This is a genomic window from Sandaracinaceae bacterium (assembly GCA_016706685.1).
Taxonomy (GTDB): Bacteria; Myxococcota_A; Polyangia; order Polyangiales; family Houyiibacteriaceae; genus JADJJE01.
In genome coordinates, this window is sequence record JADJJE010000014.1 from 130,130 (window position 1) to 149,204 (window position 19,075).

Annotated in this window: 17 protein-coding genes; 7 read left to right on the top strand and 10 right to left on the bottom strand. The window is 69.3% G+C overall.

From position 1 onward, the window contains the following. Positions 1-126 precede the first annotated feature (126 nt). The 4 genes from IPI43_18200 to IPI43_18215 form a co-directional block, all read right to left on the bottom strand. The gene (locus IPI43_18200; GenBank protein ID MBK7776033.1) at positions 127-837 is read right to left on the bottom strand and encodes a DUF2378 family protein; all 711 of its coding nucleotides are present in this window, start codon (positions 835-837) and stop codon (positions 127-129) included. A gap of 18 nt (positions 838-855) precedes the next feature. Beyond that, the gene (locus tag IPI43_18205) at positions 856-2,502 is read right to left on the bottom strand and encodes an FAD-dependent oxidoreductase (protein ID MBK7776034.1); all 1,647 of its coding nucleotides are present in this window, start codon (positions 2,500-2,502) and stop codon (positions 856-858) included. Positions 2,503-2,587: 85 nt separating this feature from the next. Further along, positions 2,588-3,448 carry a hypothetical protein gene (locus IPI43_18210; GenBank protein MBK7776035.1) on the bottom strand — a complete coding sequence of 287 codons (861 nt, stop codon included), beginning with the start codon at positions 3,446-3,448 and terminating at the stop codon, positions 2,588-2,590. Then, a complete protein-coding gene (locus tag IPI43_18215) occupies positions 3,445-5,043 on the bottom strand; it encodes a hypothetical protein (protein MBK7776036.1) in 1,599 nt (532 codons plus the stop codon). The genes IPI43_18210 and IPI43_18215 overlap by 4 nt, the downstream gene beginning before the upstream one ends. A 116-nt stretch (positions 5,044-5,159) precedes the next feature. Between IPI43_18215 and IPI43_18220 the strand changes: the two genes are divergently transcribed. Continuing rightward, positions 5,160-5,624: a PilZ domain-containing protein gene (locus IPI43_18220; GenBank protein MBK7776037.1), complete on the top strand. Its 465-nt coding sequence runs from the start codon at positions 5,160-5,162 to the stop codon at positions 5,622-5,624. Between the two features lie 45 nt (positions 5,625-5,669). Here IPI43_18220 and IPI43_18225 read toward each other — a convergent pair whose 3' ends face one another. Beyond that, the gene (locus tag IPI43_18225) at positions 5,670-6,215 is read right to left on the bottom strand and encodes a hypothetical protein (protein MBK7776038.1); all 546 of its coding nucleotides are present in this window, start codon (positions 6,213-6,215) and stop codon (positions 5,670-5,672) included. Positions 6,216-6,279: 64 nt separating this feature from the next. Between IPI43_18225 and IPI43_18230 the strand changes: the two genes are divergently transcribed. Both IPI43_18230 and IPI43_18235 read left to right on the top strand, forming a co-directional pair. Then, on the top strand, positions 6,280-7,707 hold the full coding sequence (locus IPI43_18230) for a HAMP domain-containing protein (GenBank protein ID MBK7776039.1): 1,428 nt from the start codon (positions 6,280-6,282) through the stop codon (positions 7,705-7,707). 79 nt (positions 7,708-7,786) lie between these two features. Next, on the top strand, positions 7,787-8,401 hold the full coding sequence (locus IPI43_18235) for a lysophospholipid acyltransferase family protein (protein ID MBK7776040.1): 615 nt from the start codon (positions 7,787-7,789) through the stop codon (positions 8,399-8,401). Positions 8,402-8,442: 41 nt separating this feature from the next. On the opposite strand, the gene IPI43_18240 is transcribed toward IPI43_18235, so the two are convergent. From IPI43_18240 to IPI43_18250, 3 genes are all read right to left on the bottom strand, one after another. Then, positions 8,443-9,408, bottom strand: coding sequence for a hypothetical protein (locus IPI43_18240; GenBank protein MBK7776041.1), 966 nt, complete (start codon positions 9,406-9,408; stop codon positions 8,443-8,445). Positions 9,409-9,562: 154 nt separating this feature from the next. Next, the gene (locus IPI43_18245) at positions 9,563-10,090 is read right to left on the bottom strand and encodes a hypothetical protein (GenBank protein ID MBK7776042.1); all 528 of its coding nucleotides are present in this window, start codon (positions 10,088-10,090) and stop codon (positions 9,563-9,565) included. Between the two features lie 110 nt (positions 10,091-10,200). Beyond that, the gene (locus IPI43_18250; protein MBK7776043.1) at positions 10,201-11,685 is read right to left on the bottom strand and encodes an OmpA family protein; all 1,485 of its coding nucleotides are present in this window, start codon (positions 11,683-11,685) and stop codon (positions 10,201-10,203) included. A 116-nt stretch (positions 11,686-11,801) separates the two neighbouring features. Between IPI43_18250 and IPI43_18255 the strand changes: the two genes are divergently transcribed. Together IPI43_18255 and IPI43_18260 are read left to right on the top strand one after the other, a co-directional pair. Next, the gene (locus tag IPI43_18255) at positions 11,802-12,611 is read left to right on the top strand and encodes a hypothetical protein (GenBank protein MBK7776044.1); all 810 of its coding nucleotides are present in this window, start codon (positions 11,802-11,804) and stop codon (positions 12,609-12,611) included. Next, positions 12,608-13,450 (top strand): mechanosensitive ion channel family protein, encoded by an 843-nt coding sequence (locus IPI43_18260; protein MBK7776045.1) that lies wholly within the window; start codon positions 12,608-12,610, stop codon positions 13,448-13,450. The genes IPI43_18255 and IPI43_18260 overlap by 4 nt, the downstream gene beginning before the upstream one ends. On the opposite strand, the gene IPI43_18265 is transcribed toward IPI43_18260, so the two are convergent. Then, complete coding sequence (locus IPI43_18265; protein ID MBK7776046.1) at positions 13,443-13,880, bottom strand: hypothetical protein; 438 nt, start codon at positions 13,878-13,880, stop codon at positions 13,443-13,445. The genes IPI43_18260 and IPI43_18265 overlap by 8 nt on opposite strands. A gap of 101 nt (positions 13,881-13,981) precedes the next feature. Between IPI43_18265 and IPI43_18270 the strand changes: the two genes are divergently transcribed. Further along, positions 13,982-16,252, top strand: coding sequence for a serine/threonine protein kinase (locus tag IPI43_18270; protein ID MBK7776047.1), 2,271 nt, complete (start codon positions 13,982-13,984; stop codon positions 16,250-16,252). A gap of 22 nt (positions 16,253-16,274) precedes the next feature. Here the strand turns inward: IPI43_18270 and IPI43_18275 are convergent, their stop codons facing one another. Continuing rightward, positions 16,275-17,756, bottom strand: a complete 1,482-nt coding sequence (locus tag IPI43_18275) for a RimK family protein (protein ID MBK7776048.1) — start codon at positions 17,754-17,756, stop codon at positions 16,275-16,277. Positions 17,757-17,869: 113 nt separating this feature from the next. On the opposite strand from IPI43_18275, the gene IPI43_18280 reads away from it, so the two are divergent. Beyond that, entirely contained in the window at positions 17,870-19,075 is a 1,206-nt protein-coding gene (locus IPI43_18280; protein ID MBK7776049.1) for a GNAT family N-acetyltransferase/peptidase C39 family protein, read from the top strand.

Here is a 19,075-nt window from a genome sequence, read left to right on the forward strand (position 1 = left end):
ATGTAGCACTGAATTGGGATGCGCGCCCTCAGAGCCCGTTCCCGCCGTGCCACGCCCAAACGCAACGACGGCCAGCACCACTCAGGGCGCTGGCCGTCGTCGTGGGCCGTTGTCGTGGGAGGCAGGCTACCAGCTGATGCGGAACACCCAGCGCGCGTGCTCGGGCCCATCGGCCACGCGGGAGATGGTCTCCACACGCCCGCCGAGGACCCCGTGCGACTTCAGCGTCCCGGACACGATGCCGCGGAACGTGTCCGCGTAGAAGGGGCTGGGCTCCACGCGACACTCCCAGATCATCGCGCGCTCGCCCGACACGCGCACCGCGTGCTCGTTGTCCTGCACGCTCATCTTGTAGGCATCCACCAGACGCTCGAGCACGCGCCGCGGATCCTTGCCCATCATGGCGCTGAGGGTGCGCCCCACCATGCTGTCGCGGAACACGGGGTAGAAGGTCTCGGCGATGCGCTCCATGGCCTGCTCGAGCGGCACGTTCGGATGGAGCACCGGCGCGGCCATGAAGTACAGCTTGTAGAAGTCGCGGTGGGGCAGCAGCGCGAAGGGGATCACACGCCCACGCACGCCGGCGTGGGCCATCAGCTGATCGGCCAGCGTTGCGTCCCGCTGACGCTTGATGACGTTGACCAACCCATCGAAGAACATCCCGCGCACTTGGCACTCGCTCGGGAAATGGAAGAGCGTGGCGACGATGGCGCGCTGATCCGCAGCGCTGAGTGGCAGCGCCGCGGCGAACGACTCGACCTCGCTCTGGTCGATGGCGCGCAACCCCCAGTCGAGGCCTTCGCGTGGGGTCGAGTCGAGATGAAGAGGGGGGGGCATGTCAGATGCTCCGTCGAATCAAGGGACGAGGTCCGGGGCGGCGAGTGGGGGCAGGCCGAGGCGGAAGCGAATCTTGTCGAGCAGCTTGAGCGGCTCGAACACCAGGGGCTCCTCGAGCGGGAACAGCTCGCACGGCTTCGCGCTGCTGTGGTCCGCTTCGAGGATGGCGTTCACGGCGCGGCGCGCCGCTTCGTTGGCGCCCTCCATGGTGGCCAGGTCCGTGTAGGTGCGCACGAAGTCCGACGCCAGGAAGAGGTTGGGGATGCCGGTGTGCGCCTCCGGGCGGTCTGCCCACGAGCCCACGGTGTTCACGAGCAGCGGCTCGCGGTTCTCGGGCTTTCCGCTGGCCCCGCCGGTCACGATGCTGTCGTCCAAGTACCAGTGGGCGAGGTTCGAGTCCATCAGGTCCACGCCTGGATCGTCGTTCAACGAGAGCCGCAGCTGCTCCCACACCTCGTCCTTGATCTTCTGCCGATCGTCGATGGCGTCGGCGGGCTGATGCAAGAGGAAGCCTGGCGAGGTCCAGTCGCTGATGTCCACCGAGAGGATGCCGCGCACGGTCCCATCGCCCACGCCCGACAGGCGCTCCGACCAGAACTGTTGCTGCGAGATGCTCGTGAGCGCCCAGGGTGAGTCCGCGTAGATGGTGTGCCCGTGGGCGAGCGGGACGTCGTCGCGCAGGAAGAACTGGATCCCGCTCATCCACTCGGTGTGCAGCTGCGACAGCTTGCCGAGCTCGGGCGCCGCCGCCTTCATGTCGGGCGTCACGAAGTGCACGAAGCGGTCGACCGGGATAGCCGAGACGTAGTGGTCCGCCGTGACACTCTCGATGGTTCCATCGGGCTTGCGCACATCGACACTGCTGACGCGTCCGCCCGCCATGTGAATGGCCTCGAGCGGGCGCTCGAGCTCGTAGGTGACGCCCAGCTGCTCGATGTGTTGCACCCAGGGGTCGATGAAGACGTCGTTGGTGGGGCCATCGAGCAGGCGGTCGAGGGTCTCTCCCGGGCGCAGCAGATCCTGCAAGAGCTGCAGCAGGATGTAGCCCACCGTGCGCGTGCTGCCGATCTCGGCGCGCATGGCCACCAGCGAGCGCGTGAGTCCGCGGGCGAGGTAGAGGCGGTACTCGGGGCTCATCTTGTCGGCTTCGATGAAGTCCCACCACGACATCTGCTCCCACTGTCCGAACCTGCGCTCGTCGCACGAGCTCAGCAGGGCCACGAGCCGTGTGGCGAAGAACAGCGCCTCGATCTCGGGGATGCCGAAGTTGGCCGTGGCGAGCGCCACGATCGCCTCCTTGAACTCGCTCAGGCTGCGCGGAAAGCGCGCCACCAGCACCGGATCCGTTTGCCCGATGCGTGCGATCTGGAACTGCGATGCTTGCACCAGGTTGTCGTACACGCCGTCGACATTCCCGGGGTAAGGGATGCGCTTCATCGTGTCCGTGATGTGTTTGTAGAAGCCCGGGAAGAAGCGGAACCCGTGCTCTCCGGGGAGATCGGGGCGCCCATCCGTGCCGGTGCCTGGGATGCGCACGCTGCGCGCCTTGCCTCCCGCGATGTCCATCGCCTCGAACACGCGCACTGCGTAGCCGCGGGCTGCGAGCTCGTGTGCGGCGGAAAGCCCGCCAATGCCCCCTCCTAGAACTACCACCGTCTGCGCCATATGCGCGGAGGGTAGGCGAACGCCGCGGCCACCAGAAGATCCTAAAGCGGTGTCGGAGAGAACCCCTGTTGGGGCCGATGCGGTCTCAGGCCGCTGGGCCGGGTGCCCCGCGGCCCAGGAATTCGAGGCAACGCGCGATGGTCTCCGGGTGGTTCATGATGAACGTGTGTGGGCTCTCCACCAGCGCGAAGAGCTCCGCGCCCGGGAGCGCCGCTTCGCTCACGCCCACCACGCCGTCATCGTCGCCCTCGATGAGCGGGTTGACCCCGCGGCCGCCACGCAGTGTGCCTGCCACGATGCCGAACGGGATGGTGGGTCGAGGGGCCACCTCGCCCAGCTCGCCGCGGTGCACTTGCGCCATGCGCTGCCCCGAGGGCCCGAAGACGGCACGGAACGGGGCGCTGTCGAGGCGCGCCGCTAGGCGTGCACCCTGGCTGGGCGGCGCGATCATGAAGAGGCGACGTGGGGTGAGATGAGCGATGTCTGCCGTGTGGTCCACCAGCAGGCGACGCGCCACGATGCCACCCAGGCTGTGCGTGACGAAGCTGGTCGCGTGACGCTCGGGAAGGGCCGCGAGGACCTCAGCCACGTGCGCGGCGTGCTGAGCCACCTCATCGCGTGTGCTGGCGTAGTCGAGGGCGAGGGTGGCGTAGCCCGCACGGCTCAGGTGACGCCGCAGCGTGGCCAGCGAGCGCGACGTGCGACCGAGCCCGTGCAGCAGCACCACCAGCTCGCGCTCGGGCTCTTGTGGAAGGCTGGGCAGCAGCGCCTGGTAGGCCGCGATGCACACCTCGCGCGAGCCGCTCGCGAGCGCGAGGTCGTGTGGCGACAACAGACGATGGTGGCTGGGTGAGAGCGCGAACGACTGCACGCGGTACCCACGCCACGCGCGCACGTCGTTCCAGAGCTGCGCCCCGCCCAGGGTGCGCGGGCCCGTTCGCGTCATCCGCCGAGCGCGCCCCGCAGCAGCCGCTGGATCTGGTCGTCGGTGGCGTAGATCTCCTCCACCTGCTCGGAGTCCACGAGCGCGCGCGTCAGCGACGACAGCATGTGCTTCGGGCTGCGGGCGTCCGACGCGGCGCGCACCATCTCGCGCACCAGCATCTGCTTGCGGTCGCGGATGATCTCGATGACCTCGTCCGCCTCCATGCGGTCGAGCAACACGTCCAGCGCCGCCATCAGCTTCTGGTTGAAGGGCGTCATCTCGACGTCCTCGGGCTCGTCGTCGCGGTCGTCCGCGCCGCCACCGCCGCCGCCACCCAGCAGCGCACGCAGTGCGCCGCCGAGGCCGCCCAGGTCGTCGTCGTCCGACTTGCTGGCCTTGCCGGCCTTGCCGGCCTTGCCATTGCTCTTGGGCGCGGGCGCCTTTGCTGGCTTCTGAGCTGCGCCGCGGCCGGGGCTCGCGCTCACGTTGCTCTGGCCCAGCTCGCGCTCGAGCGCGGCGAACTCTTCGTCGCCCTCGAGGTCGAGGTCCCCCAGGTCCCCTAGGTCCCCTAGGTCCCCTAGGTCTCCGAGATCGCCGAGATCGCCCTCGAGGTCGAGATCATCGGCCGGCTTCGGCGCCGCCACCTCCACCACCGCGGGACCGCGGCCTTTGCCAGCGCGGCGGATGGGCATGACATCGATGTCCGGGCTGGGCGCGCTGCGCAAGCTGCGCTGCGCGGCGTCGAAGCGCGCCCGCCAAGCGGCGGCCAGCTCGCGCACGATGTCGTCGCCGCTCGTGAGCGCGGTGCTGATGGCGCTCGGTGCACGGCCGCTGCGGAGCGCCCCCTCGAGCTCGCGTAGCTGCTCGAGCAACGCGTGATGTACGGCGGCGAGGCCGTCCACGTCGAACTCCTCGGGCAGCTCCACGCGTCGCGTGCGGATGAACTTCTCGGTGACCCACGTCATGGTGGCGCGCGCCAGGGCGGGGTGGGGGTCGCTGGGGTGAGCTTCCAGGCGGCCATCGAGGATGGGCCACTCGCCACGGCTGAGCGCGTCCCAGGCCTCCGCGAAGCCCGAGTCCAAGAGGCCCTCGAAGACGTTCCAGCCCGAGCGGTCGTCCTCTTCCCAGCTGTCGTCCAGCAGGCGGGCGTACTTCTTGGTGGCCGCCGTCAGCGTCGTCTTCTTCGCGCCGGCCGAGGCCTTCACGCGCGCCGCCATCCAGTTCAGCGCGGACGCGATGTCGTCGAACTCGAGGTCTCCGCGCAGGCCGTCCTCGGCGGTGTAGACGCGATGGCCGCCGTCGGGATCGGCTAGCGTGTCTACCAGGAAGAGTGTCTCCTCCATGGCAGGGCAGGTGAACGCCTCGAGCTCCGCCACCTGGATGGCCCACTGCATCCGCCACGGCGCGGACGGGTCACCGCTGGCCAGGCCGGGGTACGGAGCGTCCGAGAGATCCAAGAGCGCGAAGCCGTGCGGGTGGCTCGCGCCCAGCTGAAGCGCCTCCACCAGCACGTCTACGGGGTTGTCGAGGGGCGGGAGCTCGGCGGGCTCGATCTCCAGCGCGGAGAGGTACGCGAGCAGCGCTTTCTTCAACTCGTTGGTCTTCGCTCGGGTCACCGCGCCGTCGTAGCAGGGGAGAAGAGGGGGAGCACGCCGGGCGCCGGACGGAAAACCGGTCGAAAATTTGGCGGATAACAGACTACATGTAGGATATAGACAGACAGGAGACTCCCATGACTCTGCGCAACGCCATCGAACGCCGCTCCACTCGTCGACAGGTCGACCTCCCTTGCCAGGCCGTCGCCGAAGAAGGCTTTCGCTTCTTGGGCGGTCGCGTCATCGATCTGTCGCCCGAGGGCATGCAGGTGGCGAGTGGCGCGCAGGTGCGCGTGGGCGAGCCCGTGCTCGTGAGCTTCCGGGCCCCCAACAGCACCGATTGGATGGACGCCGAGGCCGAGGTGGCTCGCGTGGTGCGCGGACAGCGCGGCACCGACCGGGGCCGCTCCATCGGGCTGCGCTTCACGCAGCAGTCCACGTTCGACCGCGTCATGCTGGCGGAGCGCCTGCGCAACCTGACGCCGCCCACCCCCGCGCGCCGACTGCGCCGTGACTACGCGGCGTTCGTGCGTGGCGTGGACTTCTTCTCGCCGTCGAGCCTCGCGCGGCACGGCTTCGACTACTTGTCCGAGCGCTGCTGATCGAGCCTCGAGCGCAGCGGGTGGGCAAGTGGGCGGCCCGTCATGTCAGGGCGCAGGTGGCGCGCTCAGGCGCTCGGTCACAGCGGAGCGCAGCTCCTCGGCGCGCGCGTCGCCCACGCCCAACCGCTTGGCGAGGCCCTCGTGGAATGCTGCCTCCGCGCGGTCCACGCTGCCGTCCGTGCCGGCCAGCTCCCAGCTGAGCGCCAGCATCAGCTCGCGCAGCACCGGGTGCGTGATGCGCTGCTCGAGGCCGTCTAGCGAGGGTGGGTCGTGGACCGCGGAGACCAACGCGTCGACCGTGTCGTCGTCCATGCTGGCGCTCATCACGAGCTGCTTGAGGAAGTAGGCCTCCTCCGGATCCAGGTTGCGGTCGGCGTTGGCCATCCAGATGCAGATCTCGATGGCGGCGCGCTTCTCGCGCAGCGCGACTTCGGGGCTCTGCTCTCCGAACCACACACGGAGCTGGTCCAAGCGGTCCTCACCAACGACGTAGGCGGCCACCGCGAGGCCGGCGGCCTCCGTTCCGCTGACGACGCCGCTGCGGGCCAGGGTCCCGATCCAGGTAGACATGGCGCTGCTGGCTTGGGTCATGCGGCCACTCTACCACAGAGGTTCTGGCCCACGCGCGCCCCGAGAAATTGATAGGCTGCCGGCGATGGAGCCGCGCCGCAGAACGCTCACGCACCTGGGGCTCCGCTCGCAGATCGTCCTCGCGCTGACGGTGACCTTCGTGCTCGCGTTCGGGTTGTTCAGCGTGGCGCTGGTGCGCATCACCCAGCGGGCACGCGCCGAGGACCGCGTGAGCGACCTCCAGGCTGCGGCCGCGCTCTTGGCCAACGCGCTCTCGCAGCCGAGCGAGGATCCCCGCGAGCAGTTCGTGCAGCTGAGCGAGGCTCTCTTGGGTGAAGCGGGGGTGCGCGGCGTGGAGCTCGCGCGCGGCGACGCCGAGCCATGGGCGCGTGGCGTCACCGGGCTGGGCCAGCCCGTGGACGCGGTGCTCGCGAACGGCGATCGCGTGCGCCTTTGGGTGCGTGCGCCCACCGTGGACACATCACCGCATCTGTCGCTGGTGCTGAGCTATGTGTCGGTCACGGGGGCGGTCATCCTGCTGCTGGCCTACGTGGCGCTCACGGGGCTGATCGTGCGCCCGGTGGAGCGCATCACGCGCGCCGTCACGCGGCTGGCCGAGGGCAAGCTCGACCACGACGTGCCGGTCAGCGGGGCCGCCGAGGTGGCAGAGCTGGCGCTCGGCTTCAACCGTATGGCGAAGCAGCTGCGGCTCGACCGCGAGGCGCTCGAGAACCGCCTGCGCGAGCTCGAGGCGACCACCCGTGAGCTCGAGGCGGCCCAAGCCCAGGTGGTGCGCGGGGAGCGCCTGGCCTCCGTGGGGCGGCTGGCCGCGGGTGTGGCCCACGAGCTGGGCAACCCGCTGAGCGCGGTGCTCGGCCTGCTCGAGCTGGTGCGGGAGGGAGAGCTCGAGCCCGAAGAGAGCGCCGAGTTCCTGGCGCGCGTGCAGCGCGAGACGGAGCGCATGCACCAGATCATCCGCGACCTGCTCGACTTTGCGCGCCACGGGTCGCCCAGCGAGCCGCACGGCGCTCCCGCGAGGCCGCTTCCGGCCACGGACCTGGCCAGCGTGGTGGACGAGACGCTGCGCCTGCTCGCGCCCCAGAAGGACATGAACCGCGTGGTGCTCGCGCGCGACTTCGAGGCTGACCTGCCCCGCGTTGCCGTGGATCCGGACGCGTGCCGCCAAGTGGTGCTCAACCTGCTGCTCAACGCCGTGGACGCGCTCGGCGGCGAAGGGCGAGTGCGTGTGGCGCTCACGTCTCAGTCCGCGTCGGCGCAGCGGGAGGTCTTGCTGCAGGTGACCGACTCGGGGCCGGGCATCGACGCGTCCGTGCGCGCGCACCTCTTCGAGCCCTTCGTGACCACCAAGTCCGCGGGAGCGGGGACCGGCCTCGGTCTGGCCGTCGTGCACGGGCTGGTCGAGCGGGCGGGCGGGCGTGTCGAAGCCGATGACGCGGCGCCGGAGGACGGCGGCGGCGCGCGCTTCCGCGTGTGGTTCCCCGCCAGCTCGTGACATAAAAATTACATCCACGTGCAGGTCCCGTCGGGTGCCCGTGATAAACCTAGAGAGACCGCAAAGGAGCGGCTCGACCATGAAGAAGTGGATTGGCAAGACCTGGCTGCGCGTCGCGGGCTGGACGCTCGAAGGCAGCGCCCCCACGGAGCAGCGCTACGTGCTCATCGCGGCGCCGCACACGTCCAACTGGGACCTCCCCTTCATGCTGGCGTGCTCGTACATCTACGACCTACCCATGCACTGGATGGGCAAGGACACGCTGTTCAAGCCGCCGCTCGGCTGGTTGCTGAAGCCGCTGGGTGGCATCCCCATCGACCGCACCAAGGCGGGCGGCGTGGTCGCGCAGTTCGTGGACCGCTTTGCCGAGATGGCCAGAAGCGGCGAGGGCTTCGTGCTGGCTGTCCCGGCCGAGGGCACCCGTGGCAAGAAGGCGCACTGGAAGTCGGGCTTCTATCACATCGCTTCGGCGGCCAATGTGCCCATCGCGCTCAGCTTCCTGGACTGGAAGACCAAGCGCACCGGCATCGGGCTCATGATCTACCCGAGCGGCGACATCAAGGCCGACATGGACCTCATCCGCGCGTTCTACGCGGGCATGGAAGGCCGCTTCCCGGGGCAGTTCACCCCGCCCATCCTGCGCGAAGAGCTGGCCGGCGAAGACGCCGACGCGCCGCTGGCCGACGTGGGCTGACGGTTCGCCCGGGGGGCTATGTGCCCCCGTTGGGCACGGGCTCACTCGTCGGCGAGGTGTTGCTGCCACTGGACCGGGAGGTCCAGCCAGCCTTCGCCGTGCAGGTAGGCGTAGATGGCGTTGCACCACACCGCGCAGATCTCGGCATAGATGCGCGCGTCGGCCGCGAACTGGAGCGTCTCGGGGCGGAACGCGTCAGAGCCCTCTCCGTTCAGGTGGGCGGCCAGCGGCGCCTGCATGTGGCTCAGCATGTTGTCGAGGAACTTGCGCTCGAAGACCTTGCGGAACTCCGGGAACGAGGCCTCTTGGATCTTGTAGGTGAGCGCGTTCCCATGCGCGACACGGCTCTCCTTGATGACCTCCCACGAGAACTCGCCCAGGCTCTCGCGGAAGTCGCGCATCAGGAACACGAGCAACACGTCGCGGTACACCATGAGCAAACGCTCGAGCTCGGGGCGGCTGCGCGCCAGGGTCTCCGAAACGAGCATCTTCGAGAAGCGCTGCAGGCGCTCGATGGCGTCGGCCTGCACCCGGTCGCTGCGGTAGTTGAGGCTCCGCAGCTCGTCGATCATGAGCGCCTCGTTGTGGTGCAGCACGTGGAACAGGGCCTCGTCCGCGTAAGCGAAGATGGTCTTCGCGCTCTGCGCCACGGAGGGGTTCGCGTAGATCTCGGAGGTGAAGAAGAGGTTCGTGATCTTGCGTTGGATGAGCTCGATCTTGTGGCGCAGGAACGCCTCGCGGCGCGCCGAGACCATCTTCTCGAGGAGCTCGCGCAGCTCCTTCATCAAGGCGATCTCGATCTCGGCCGGGTCGGTGGGCGCCGTGCTGGCGAGCTGCTCCGCCTGCAGCGTCTGCAGCTCGGCGACGACCTGCGCGGTGATCGCGTCCAGCTCGGCGTTGGTCTGGATCTGCGGCTCGAAGTAGACCACGCGCGCCTTCAGCTGCTCGTCGCGCAGACGCAGCACGTTCTCGGCGAGCTCGATGCGCGCGAGGGTGGCCTTCGGCACGGGCGCCGCACGATTCACGGGCGCGGGTGGGGGGGGCGCCGCTCGTTTCGGAGGTAGAGGCGGCTTGGGCGCGGACATGGACGCATCGTGCCCGTCACCCGATTCGGGATCAACCGTCTCGTGACGGGCGATCGACGAATCGGCGAGAACCGAGCTACGCGCGCTTGCGCGTGGCGGCCGGCTGCAGCTTCTCGCCGACGAACGCGCCCATCAGCGTGGCCAGGATGCCCAGCAGGCCACCCACCACGTAGGCGAGCTTCGGCAGCTCGTGCACGTCCGCGATGCTGTCCAGGTAAGCGAGCGTGGGGAGCACAGCCAGCAGCGCGCCGACCGGGGGCTCGAGGAAGGTCTTGCCCGGCGAGAGCCGACCCACGATGACCGCGCCCACGAACCACACGCCACCTGCGATGGCGAGCCCCACGGACCCCTGCGGGTCGTACATGGGCAGGACCATGGGCAGGCCGGCGAACACCAATGCGCCGAGGATCATGTCGAGCACGAAGGCGATCAACACCCACTTCCACTCGAACGTGTCTTGCTGATAGCGGCGCGCGGCCTCTTCGTCTTCCGTGAGGTCGCGCGTCAACTCCTCCAAGCGCGCACCGCAGGAGGCACAGCGCGGGGAGGTGGCCGGGTTGCTGGCGCCGCAAACGGCGCAGCTGATCGTGTCGTCAGTTGCCATCGGAGTCTCTCGCCCCGGAGTGTCGCGCGAAAGAGGGGGGCAACGCAACCTGCAAACACGAAAGCCCGGCGGTTGGCCGGGCTCTCGTCAGTCTAGGGCGCGTTCAGCGCTCACTCCTCTTGGTGGACGATGTTGAACTCGACGCGGCGGTTGCGCGCGAGGTCTTCCTCGGAGACGGCGTCCGGGACGATGGGGCGGGTCTGGCCGTAGCCCTCCGACTGGAGGCGAGCACGGTCGATGCCCTTGCGGCGGAGGTAGTCCATGACCGACCGGGCACGACGCTGCGAGAGGCGCAGGTTGTTGGCCGGGCGTCCGCGGCTGTCCGTGTGGCCCTCGATGGAGAGCAGCGCGATCTCGGGGTGCGCCGCGAGCACGGCCGCGATGTTGTCGAGCAGCGGGTAGGAGCGGCGCTCGATGCGGTGGCTATTGGTGCGGAAGTAGACGTTGTCGAGGATCTCGATGCGGTCATCCTGGAGCACCACGAGCTGCTGCTCTTGGCAGCCGTGGTTCTCGACGCTGCCGGGCTCGTCCGGGCAGTTGTCGCGGCGGTCCACCACGGTGTCACCGTCGCGATCGGAGTCGGGGCAGCCACGGTTCTCGATGACGCCGGCCTCGTTCGGGCAGCGGTCCTCGAGGTCCACCACGCCGTCGCCGTCGTTGTCGGCCTCGGGGCAGCCGTCCACGTCCTCGAAGCCGTCGAGGTCCTCGGCGTCCATCGGGCAGCGGTCTTCGACGTCGAGCACGCGGTCGTTGTCGTTGTCGGGGTCGGGGCAGCCGTCCTCGTCCTGGAAGTTGTCGCGATCCTCGGGATCGTCCGGGCACTGGTCGTCCACGTCGTCGATGCCGTCGCCATCGCGGTCCGTCTCGGTGGGGACGAGCTCGGGCTCGGGCTCGGGCTCGGGCTCGGGCGCCACGCGGTCACGCGCCAGGAGCTCGAAGCTGAAGCTGAGGCCGGCGAAGAGCGCCGCGTCGGTGTGGTTGTCGTTGGTGCGCTCGATGACCGACTGCGGCTTGCCGTCGCCCGCGAAGAGCAGGTAGCCGCGAACGAAGAAGCCCATGGAGAAGGGCCGCGCGATGGACAGGTCGTAGCCCAGCGCGCCGTCGAGGCCGATCTGGATGCCATCGAACTGGTGTACGCCGATGTGGGCGCTCACCCAGAAGCCACCGGCGATGTCGCCGTTCTCTTCGTTCGAGTAGCCGTCCTGGGGGTCGATCAGGCGGATGCGCACGCCCGCGCCGGCCATCCACATCATCGAGCCGCCGAAGCGACCGAGGGCCAGGTCGCCGCTCGGGTCGCGCGGAGCCCCGTCTGCCATCTCCAACAGGTACCCAGCGCTACCGATCAGCTCGAGGGCGACCGGACCCGCGACCACATAGTCGAGCGAGAGCCAGCCCCCGATGCCGAGGCGCGCGGTGAGGTCGTTGTTCCCGGGAGGCGCCAGGTATCCCATGATGGGGATGCCCGCGCCGAGATCCACGTGGAGATTCAAGCGTCCGGAGTCGGCGTTCGCGCGGCTCGGGGCCCAAGCGACAAGGGCGCCGCACAGGGCGACGACGGCGGCAGCGCGAAGCGCGCTCCTGAAGTTACTGGTCATGATGGCGGTATTGGGCATTGTTTCTATCGTGCGGTCAAGTGCGCGGACACGTACCTCTGCGGTTAGCTCCCGATCGGCGCCTTGCAGGGTGAGTCTGGCTCTCCCACACCTCCTCGATGACGGAAGATCGAGCCGGGCGCCCCTGGTGGGGCAGCCACGAGGTGCCCACCCGAGGCCGGCTGGAGCTCACGCTCGGGGCCCTCACGCTCTGGGTGACGCGGCTCGAGCGCGAGTGGCGCATCGGCGCCGTGCGCGACCCGGACACGCTGCGGGCCGGGGTGGCCGTGCGGGTCTACGGCGAGGGTGACCCGGGGGCGCAGGCGGACGACTCGCAGTGGGACCGCTTCGCCCAGGGCGAGACCTCCGGGCGCATCACCCTGACTCCTGGCCTGATGGACCGAGCGTTCGTGGTGCGTCCGTACGCCAAGCTGCACCTGCTCCCCAACCAGCAGGTGGTGGTCTACGTGACCACGCCGCTGGTGGTGCGCCTGTCGGACGACATGGACAGTGTCCCGATGGTGGAGGTGCCCGTGACGCGGCCCTCGGAGACCTGGCACGGCGCGAACACCATCGAAGGCACCGTTTGTTATGCCGGTCGCACCCACGCTCGCCTCCAGGCCGAGCTGCTCGAGCGCCGTGAGAGCCGCGCCACGACCGCCATTCGGCTGCACAACCGGGGCTCCCAGCCGTACTGGGTGGAAAAGCTGTATGTGCCCGTGCCGCGCCTCGCGCTCTGGGAGGACATCGCCACCGGCGCGCTGCACACGGACTCCCTCACCCTGACGCGCGAGCGTGGAGACGAGGAAATCGAGGTGCACGAGGGGCCGCCGTGGCCTGGCGCGCAGCCCGTGGCGCGTGCGCGGGAGTCGGAGCAGGGGGTGTCGGTGTTGGCCATGCTGAACCAGTTCTGGGGAGGCGGGCTGTGAGCGGCCTGTACGAGGCTCTCGGCACATGGCTGCGCGACCCCATGGTGCGCATGCCGCTCTTCGCGCTCCTGTTCTGGATCGTCGGGCTCGTCGTGGCGCGGCTCGTGGTCGGGGGCCTGGCGCGCGTCGCGGCCCAGCACCTCGACGCGCAGCGTGTCACGTCGGGCCGTCGGATCGCGTTCTATGGGCTCGCCATCCTGGTGACCCTGGCGGCCCTGCACCGGGGCGGCATCGACATGAGCGTGTTCTTCGGGGCGGCCGGCATCCTCACGGTCGCGTTCGGCTTCGCCTCCCAGACCAGCATGTCGAACCTCATCAGCGGCGTCTTCTTGATCGGTGAGCGCTCGTTCACGGTGGGCGACTGGATCACGGTGGGGAGCGCCACCGGCGAGGTCCTCAGCATCGACCTGCTATCGGTGAAGCTGCGCACGCCCGAGAACCTGTTCGTGCGCGTCCCGAACGAGACGCTGATCAAGACGGACATCGTCAACCTGAGCCGCTTCCCCATCCGACGCGTGGAGATCGACTTCCGCGTGGAGTACGAGACGGACCTCGCTGCGCTGGCTCAGCTGCTCGAGGGCATCGTGCACGAGCTGCCCGAGTGCTTGCTGGAGCCCAAGACGCACTTCTTCGTGCAGGACTTCACGGACGCCGCGGTGTGGGTGAAGTTCCGCTTCTGGACGCGCCGGGAGGTGTTCCTCGAGGCCCGCGCCACCGTGCAGGCCTTGGCGCAGGAGCGGCTGGCCGCGGCCGGCATTCGCCAGCCCACGCAGCGCCTGCGCATGGAGCGCCCGGCGGCGCTCGACGCCGCGATGGAGTCCCCGCCCGACGTCAGCTGACGTGCAGCTCGGCCTCGATGCGCGCGGCCTCTTCGTGCGACAGCTTGGCGCCGTGGACGAGGGCACGGAGCCGCACCCGCTCGGGCTCCGACACCCCTTCGCTGATGGCCGCCACCGCGTACGCCAGCCGCACCCCCGGCTGCGCCAAGTGGGCCTCGTGGAGGTTGACGCCCACCTGCTCGGCGAAGCGCACCCCACCGCTGACCGCGATGCGCTTGCGCGCGCTCTCGATCTGCTCCGACACCTCGGCCGCCGTGAGCGAGTGCGCGATGGTCGACTCGAGGGCCAGCTGGATGCTGGCGCGCTCGGCCTCGTCGATCACCAGGTCGGCGTGCGCGATGACGACGACCACGTTGACCAGCAGGCGGAGCTGCAGCGGGGTGAAGGCGGCCGCGTTCTGGGCGATGATTTCGGCGAGGGTCGGGTCCATGCGAGTGGCCGACCATATCATGGCGGGGCGGGGGTGTCCGAGACGGATGGCGCGTACAACTGTCTGGCGGGCATTCGCTGCGCTAGGCTGTGCATTCGACGATGTCCCAGCACCCCAAGATCTGCCCCGAGTGCAGCACCCCCTATCACGCTGCGGCGACGTTCTGTCAGCTGGACGGGAGCGCGTTGGTGGAGCAGCAGGTGTCGGCCGACCCGCTGGTGGGCGCGAGGCTCCTGGAGCAGTTCGACGTGCACGAGGCCATCGGGTCGGGCGGCATGGGCACGGTCTACCGTGCGCATCAGGCCGCCCTGCAGCGCGACGTGGCGATCAAGATCCTGCACCGCGACCTCGCCAAGAACGCCGACGCCGTGCGGCGCTTCCAGCGTGAGGCACGCGTGGCGTCGTCGCTCGACCACCCCAACCTGGTGGACGTCTACCTGTTCGGCGAGCTCCCCGACGGCAGCCTCTATCTGGTCATGGAGTACCTCGAGGGGCGCACGCTGGCGCAGGCGCTCTTCGAAGACGGCCACTTCCCGCTCGCGCGTGGTCTGCGCATCGCCCATGCCACGGCGATGGGCGTGGGGGCGGCCCACCGGCAGGGCATCGTGCACCGCGACGTGAAGCCCGAGAACATCATGCTGGTGAAGCGTGACGGTGACCCGGACTTCGTGAAGGTGCTGGACTTCGGCATCGCCCGCCTGCTCTGGGACGAGCAGAGCCACATCACGCAGTCGGGGGTCATTTTCGGGACCGCTCGCTACATCTCGCCCGAGGGAGCCAGCGGCGAGGCCACCGACGCGCGCTCCGACGTCTACTCGCTCGCGGTTCTCACGTATCAGCTGCTCTCGGGCAGCGTGCCCTTCGACGACCCCTCGCCCGTGGCGCTGCTCATGAAGCACTTGCGCCAGAAGCCGCCGCCGCTCGAGACACGGCCGGGCGGTGCGCACGTCCCCGCGGCCATCGCCGAGGTGGTCATGCGCGGGCTCAACAAGCACCCCGATGCGCGGCACGACAACGCAGCGGCCTTCGCGCGTGCTCTCGAGAGCGCCGCTGCGGCGTCGGGTGTGGCCATCACCGCCGAGACGTCGCGCGCGGCGCAGAAGGGCTCGGCGGCCACGCTGCTGCAGACCGGTCCGCTGATCGACGCGCCGGCCCCGGTGGCTGCGCCCATGATGGCGGCGCGCCCGCAGATGGCCACGCGCCGCGACGGCAGCGTCATGCCGGCCATCGCTCAGCAGGAGCTGGCGCGCATGGCCGCAAGCGTTGCCAGCGGCCCTCCGGCTGGCAACGGTCACGGCGCGGGCATGGGTCACGCACGCCAGATGATGCCCGTGGTGGAGCTGCCCGTGCTCCACCCGGCCGACGTGGGTCCGCGCGTCAGCCACGATCCCGGCCCTCCGGGTGGGCGCTCCTACGATGAGTCCTTCGTGGGCATCCCGGGCCTGTCGTCGGCGCGCCCACGCGCGCTCATGCCCATCCTGGTTGGCTTCCTGGTGGGCGCCATGGCCGTGGGGCTGCTGGCCTTCGGGCTGTTCCAGCGCGGCGAAAGCGAAGCCGCAGAGCACCAACGCAGCCTCGAAGAGCGCGCCCGCGAGGCGCTCAGTCACGGGGCCATCGACACCCCGCCGGGCGACAACGTGCTCGAGCTCACCCGGCGCCTGCTGGAGATCGACCCGGCGCATGCGGGGGCCCGCTCCATCCGCCGCGAGGCCGCCCTGCTCCTGCGGGAGCGCGCGGCCAACGCGCGCGTGCAGAACGACATGCCCGCTGCGCGCGAGGCCTACGAGCAGGTGCTGCGGCTCTTCCCGGAGGATGCTGCGGCCACCGAGGGCCTGCGCTTGCTGGCGCAGGTGGAGCAGGTGGCTTCGGCACCACCGCTTTCGGCTGGCATCCACCTCGACCCCGACGACCCTGGGCAGCGTGAGCGCGTGCGCCTGGTGGGGGTGTTCGGGCCCGGTATGCGCCTGCCCTCCGACGTGGTCCCGGAGTTCACCGTGTTGCGCGCCGGTCGGCGCTTGGACCGGCTGCCCGCCACGCCGGGAGACGTGAGCGGCACCTGGGTGGCCGACTATGCGTTCGCGCAGACCGGTGACCACGAGGTGACGCTGGAGTTCGGGGTGGGCGCGCAGCGCGTCATGTTGCGCCAGGACGTGAGCGTGGGGCGCGCGGACAGGGCGCCCCGCACCACTACGGTGCGTCCCGCCGTGCCCACGGAGCCCACGGTGCCTCCGGCCGGGACGTCGCGTCCGCTCGGGCCGCCCACCACCCTCCCGCCGCCCCCCGTGGAGCCGGTGCCCACCACCATGAACGATGGCATCGACTGGGGCGTGCCCTCGGAGCCGAGCGAAGAGCCACCCCCCTGGACGGGCTGACGCCAACCGCCAGGCGCCCGCGCTAGGCGCGCTGCTCGTCGAGGCGTCGCACGAAGTCACCCAGGATGCGTGCGTAGAGCTCGTCGCCCAGCAAGGCGTCTTCCACGCCCTCGTCGATGCTGGGGTTGTCGTTCACTTCGATGACCACCGCGCGGTCACCGAACTGCTTCACGTCCACGCCGTAGAGGCCATCGCCGATCAGGTTGGCGGCGTTCATGGCCGCGGTGAGCACCGCGGGCGGCACCGCGCTGATGGGCAGCGTCTCGAAGCCTCCGCCGGTGTTCGCGCTGGTGTCCGCTGCGTGGTTGTAGATCTGCCAGTGCGACGGAGCCATGAAGTACTTGCACGCGTAGAGCGGCTGACGGTTCATCACGCCGATGCGCCAGTCGTACTCGGTGAGCATGAACTCCTGGGCCAGCAACAGGGCCGAGCGCTCGAACAGCTTGCGCGTCACCTTGTGCAGTCCGTTCATGTCCTCGGCGAGCTCGATGCCCTTCGAGAACGCTCCGTCGGGGATCTTGACCACCACCGGGAAGCTCAGCTCCTCGGCCACGTGCGTCAGCGACTCCGGGCGCGAGCGGTAGAGCATGGCGGCACGCGGTGTGGGCACGCCCGCGGTCTTGAGGAGGTCCCACAGGAAGAGCTTGTTGGTGCAGCGCAGGATGGAGCTCGGATCGTCGATCACCACCATGCCCTCGTTCTCGGCGCGCTTGGCGAAGCGGAACGTGTGGTGGTTGATGGCGGTGGTCTCGCGGATGAAGAGCGCGTCGTACTCGGCGAGGCGGCCGAAGTCGCGCTTGCGCACGCGCTCGATCAACAGCCCCATGTCCTTGCCCACGCGCTCGAAACGGGCCAGGGCGTCGGGGTCGCTCGGCGCCAGAGCTTCGTTGGGGTCCACCAGCATGGCGACGTCGTAGCGGTACTTCGTGCGCGCCTTGGGCTCGAGCCACATGCGGGTGCTGAAGCGCTCGAGCGCGAGGCCGAATTCCTCTTCGCTGGCCTCGTCGAGCTTGGCGAGGTTGCCGGCGGTGACCGACGCGATGCTCCACGACTTTCGCTTCTTGAAGCGCACACGCAGGATGGGGCACGGGAACAGCTCGAAGATCTGGCTGGCGATGTCCTGCAGCGGCTCGACCGTGGTGGAGCCGAAGTGGAGGATGAGCTCCAGCGACTTCGTGAGCGGGCTGGCATAGGCTTCGAGGGCCGCCATCACGGCGTCGTCGAGGCTCTCGGTGTCCAGTGAGTAGATGGAGCGCCGGCGGAGATCGTTCAGTGTGCGGACCGAGGGGAGCACGCGGTGACCGCGCGCTTCTGCCAGGAGCGAGCAATAGTACCCGTAGCTGAGATACTTCTGGCTGCGGCACAGGTTGATCACGCGAACGTGATTCGGGTCCACGCCGTTGGGCGTCCCCGACAAGTACTCCTGGACGGTCACGACGTCGTCGCTTGGGTAGAGGTTTGCCCAGTCTTCGAGCTCGGTTACGACGATGATGAGTTTGCGCATGGTGGCCACGTCGGGCGGGGGGTCCATGGCGGACTCGGCGCGCTCGAATCGGAGGCCGCTAGAATTGAGCCGCGCGCGGTGGTACGCAAGGGTTTGCTCGCGAATTGAGAACCATGTCCACGGAAGCCCTGAGAACGCTAGAGATTCGACCCGCGCGCACAGAGGACCTGCGCGCGCTCGTGGCGCTCGAAGAGGCGGTGTTCGACTACGATCGGCTCTCGCGGCGTAACTTCCAGTGGATGCAACGGAGGGCGAACGCCGCGCTGTTGGTGGCCACTCCACCCACCCCGGAGGGCGAGACGGCGGTCACGGAGCCCGAGATCGCGGGCTACGCGTTGGTGCTGTTTCACCGCGGCACGTCGCTGGCGCGGCTCTACTCCATCGCCGTGTCGGACAGCGCACGCGGGCAGCGTCTGGGGGCCCGGTTGCTGGAGGCGGCCGAGGCCGAGGCCGTTGCGCGCGGCGCCGTGTACCTGCGCCTCGAGGTGCGCGCCGACAACGCCACGGCCATCCAGCTGTACGTCTCGCGCGGGTACGTGCCGTTCGAGCGCGTGGTGGGGTACTACGGCCAGCACGGTGACGCGCTGCGGTTCGAGAAGCGCATCCGGTTCCCCAGCCTCGAGAGCCACGTCCGCGCCATCCCCTACTACGAGCAGATCACCGACTTCACGTGCGGGTCCGCGTCGCTCATGATGGCCATGGCTGCGCTCGACAGCGACTACACCCCGTCGCGCCAGGAAGAACTCCAGATCTGGCGCGAGGCGACCACCATCTTCATGACCAGCGGCCACGGGGGTTGCAGCCCACACGGCCTGGCGGTGGCTGCCGCCACGCGGGGCTTCGAGGTGTCCGTCTACAGCAACAGCGACAGCGTGCCTTTCCTCGAGGGGGTCCGTGACGAGGCCAAGAAGGAGGTCATGCGCTTGGTCCACGAGGACTTCCTCGCGAAGCTGGACGCCTCGCATGCGCAGGTGGTGCAGAGCGTGCTCAGCTTCGAAGAGCTCCGCGCACGCATGGACGAGGGGGTGGTGCCGGTGGTGCTGATCAGCGAGTACCGGCTCACGCACAAGAAGGCGCCCCACTGGGTGGTGCTCACGGGGTACGACGAGCGCTTCGTCTACATGCACGACCCGGGTGTCGACGAAGACGAGCATCGCTCGGCGACCGACTACATCCACGTCCCGGTGACCCACGCCGACTTCGAGCGCATGTCCCGCTTCGGGCGCTCGCGCTTGCGCTCCGTGGTGATGCTGAGCGCGCCGCGGTCGCGGTCGGGTGACCGCCGCCGCAAGTCTCGCCGCCGCACCCCAACCCCCTGA

What these genes read in the sequence shown, in the direction of transcription:
- IPI43_18200 (MBK7776033.1), bottom strand. Translation starts at nt 837, where the DNA reads ATGCCCCCCCCTCTTCATCTCGACTCGACCCCACGCGAAGGCCTCGAC.
- IPI43_18230 (MBK7776039.1), top strand. Translation starts at nt 6,280, where the DNA reads ATGGAGCCGCGCCGCAGAACGCTCACGCACCTGGGGCTCCGCTCGCAG.
- IPI43_18210 (MBK7776035.1), bottom strand. Translation starts at nt 3,448, where the DNA reads ATGACGCGAACGGGCCCGCGCACCCTGGGCGGGGCGCAGCTCTGGAAC.
- IPI43_18245 (MBK7776042.1), bottom strand. Translation starts at nt 10,090, where the DNA reads ATGGCAACTGACGACACGATCAGCTGCGCCGTTTGCGGCGCCAGCAAC.
- IPI43_18205 (MBK7776034.1), bottom strand. Translation starts at nt 2,502, where the DNA reads ATGGCGCAGACGGTGGTAGTTCTAGGAGGGGGCATTGGCGGGCTTTCC.
- IPI43_18250 (MBK7776043.1), bottom strand. Translation starts at nt 11,685, where the DNA reads ATGACCAGTAACTTCAGGAGCGCGCTTCGCGCTGCCGCCGTCGTCGCC.
- IPI43_18235 (MBK7776040.1), top strand. Translation starts at nt 7,787, where the DNA reads ATGAAGAAGTGGATTGGCAAGACCTGGCTGCGCGTCGCGGGCTGGACG.
- IPI43_18275 (MBK7776048.1), bottom strand. Translation starts at nt 17,756, where the DNA reads ATGCGCAAACTCATCATCGTCGTAACCGAGCTCGAAGACTGGGCAAAC.
- IPI43_18265 (MBK7776046.1), bottom strand. Translation starts at nt 13,880, where the DNA reads ATGGACCCGACCCTCGCCGAAATCATCGCCCAGAACGCGGCCGCCTTC.
- IPI43_18225 (MBK7776038.1), bottom strand. Translation starts at nt 6,215, where the DNA reads ATGACCCAAGCCAGCAGCGCCATGTCTACCTGGATCGGGACCCTGGCC.
- IPI43_18220 (MBK7776037.1), top strand. Translation starts at nt 5,160, where the DNA reads ATGACTCTGCGCAACGCCATCGAACGCCGCTCCACTCGTCGACAGGTC.
- IPI43_18255 (MBK7776044.1), top strand. Translation starts at nt 11,802, where the DNA reads ATGACGGAAGATCGAGCCGGGCGCCCCTGGTGGGGCAGCCACGAGGTG.
- IPI43_18270 (MBK7776047.1), top strand. Translation starts at nt 13,982, where the DNA reads ATGTCCCAGCACCCCAAGATCTGCCCCGAGTGCAGCACCCCCTATCAC.
- IPI43_18280 (MBK7776049.1), top strand. Translation starts at nt 17,870, where the DNA reads ATGTCCACGGAAGCCCTGAGAACGCTAGAGATTCGACCCGCGCGCACA.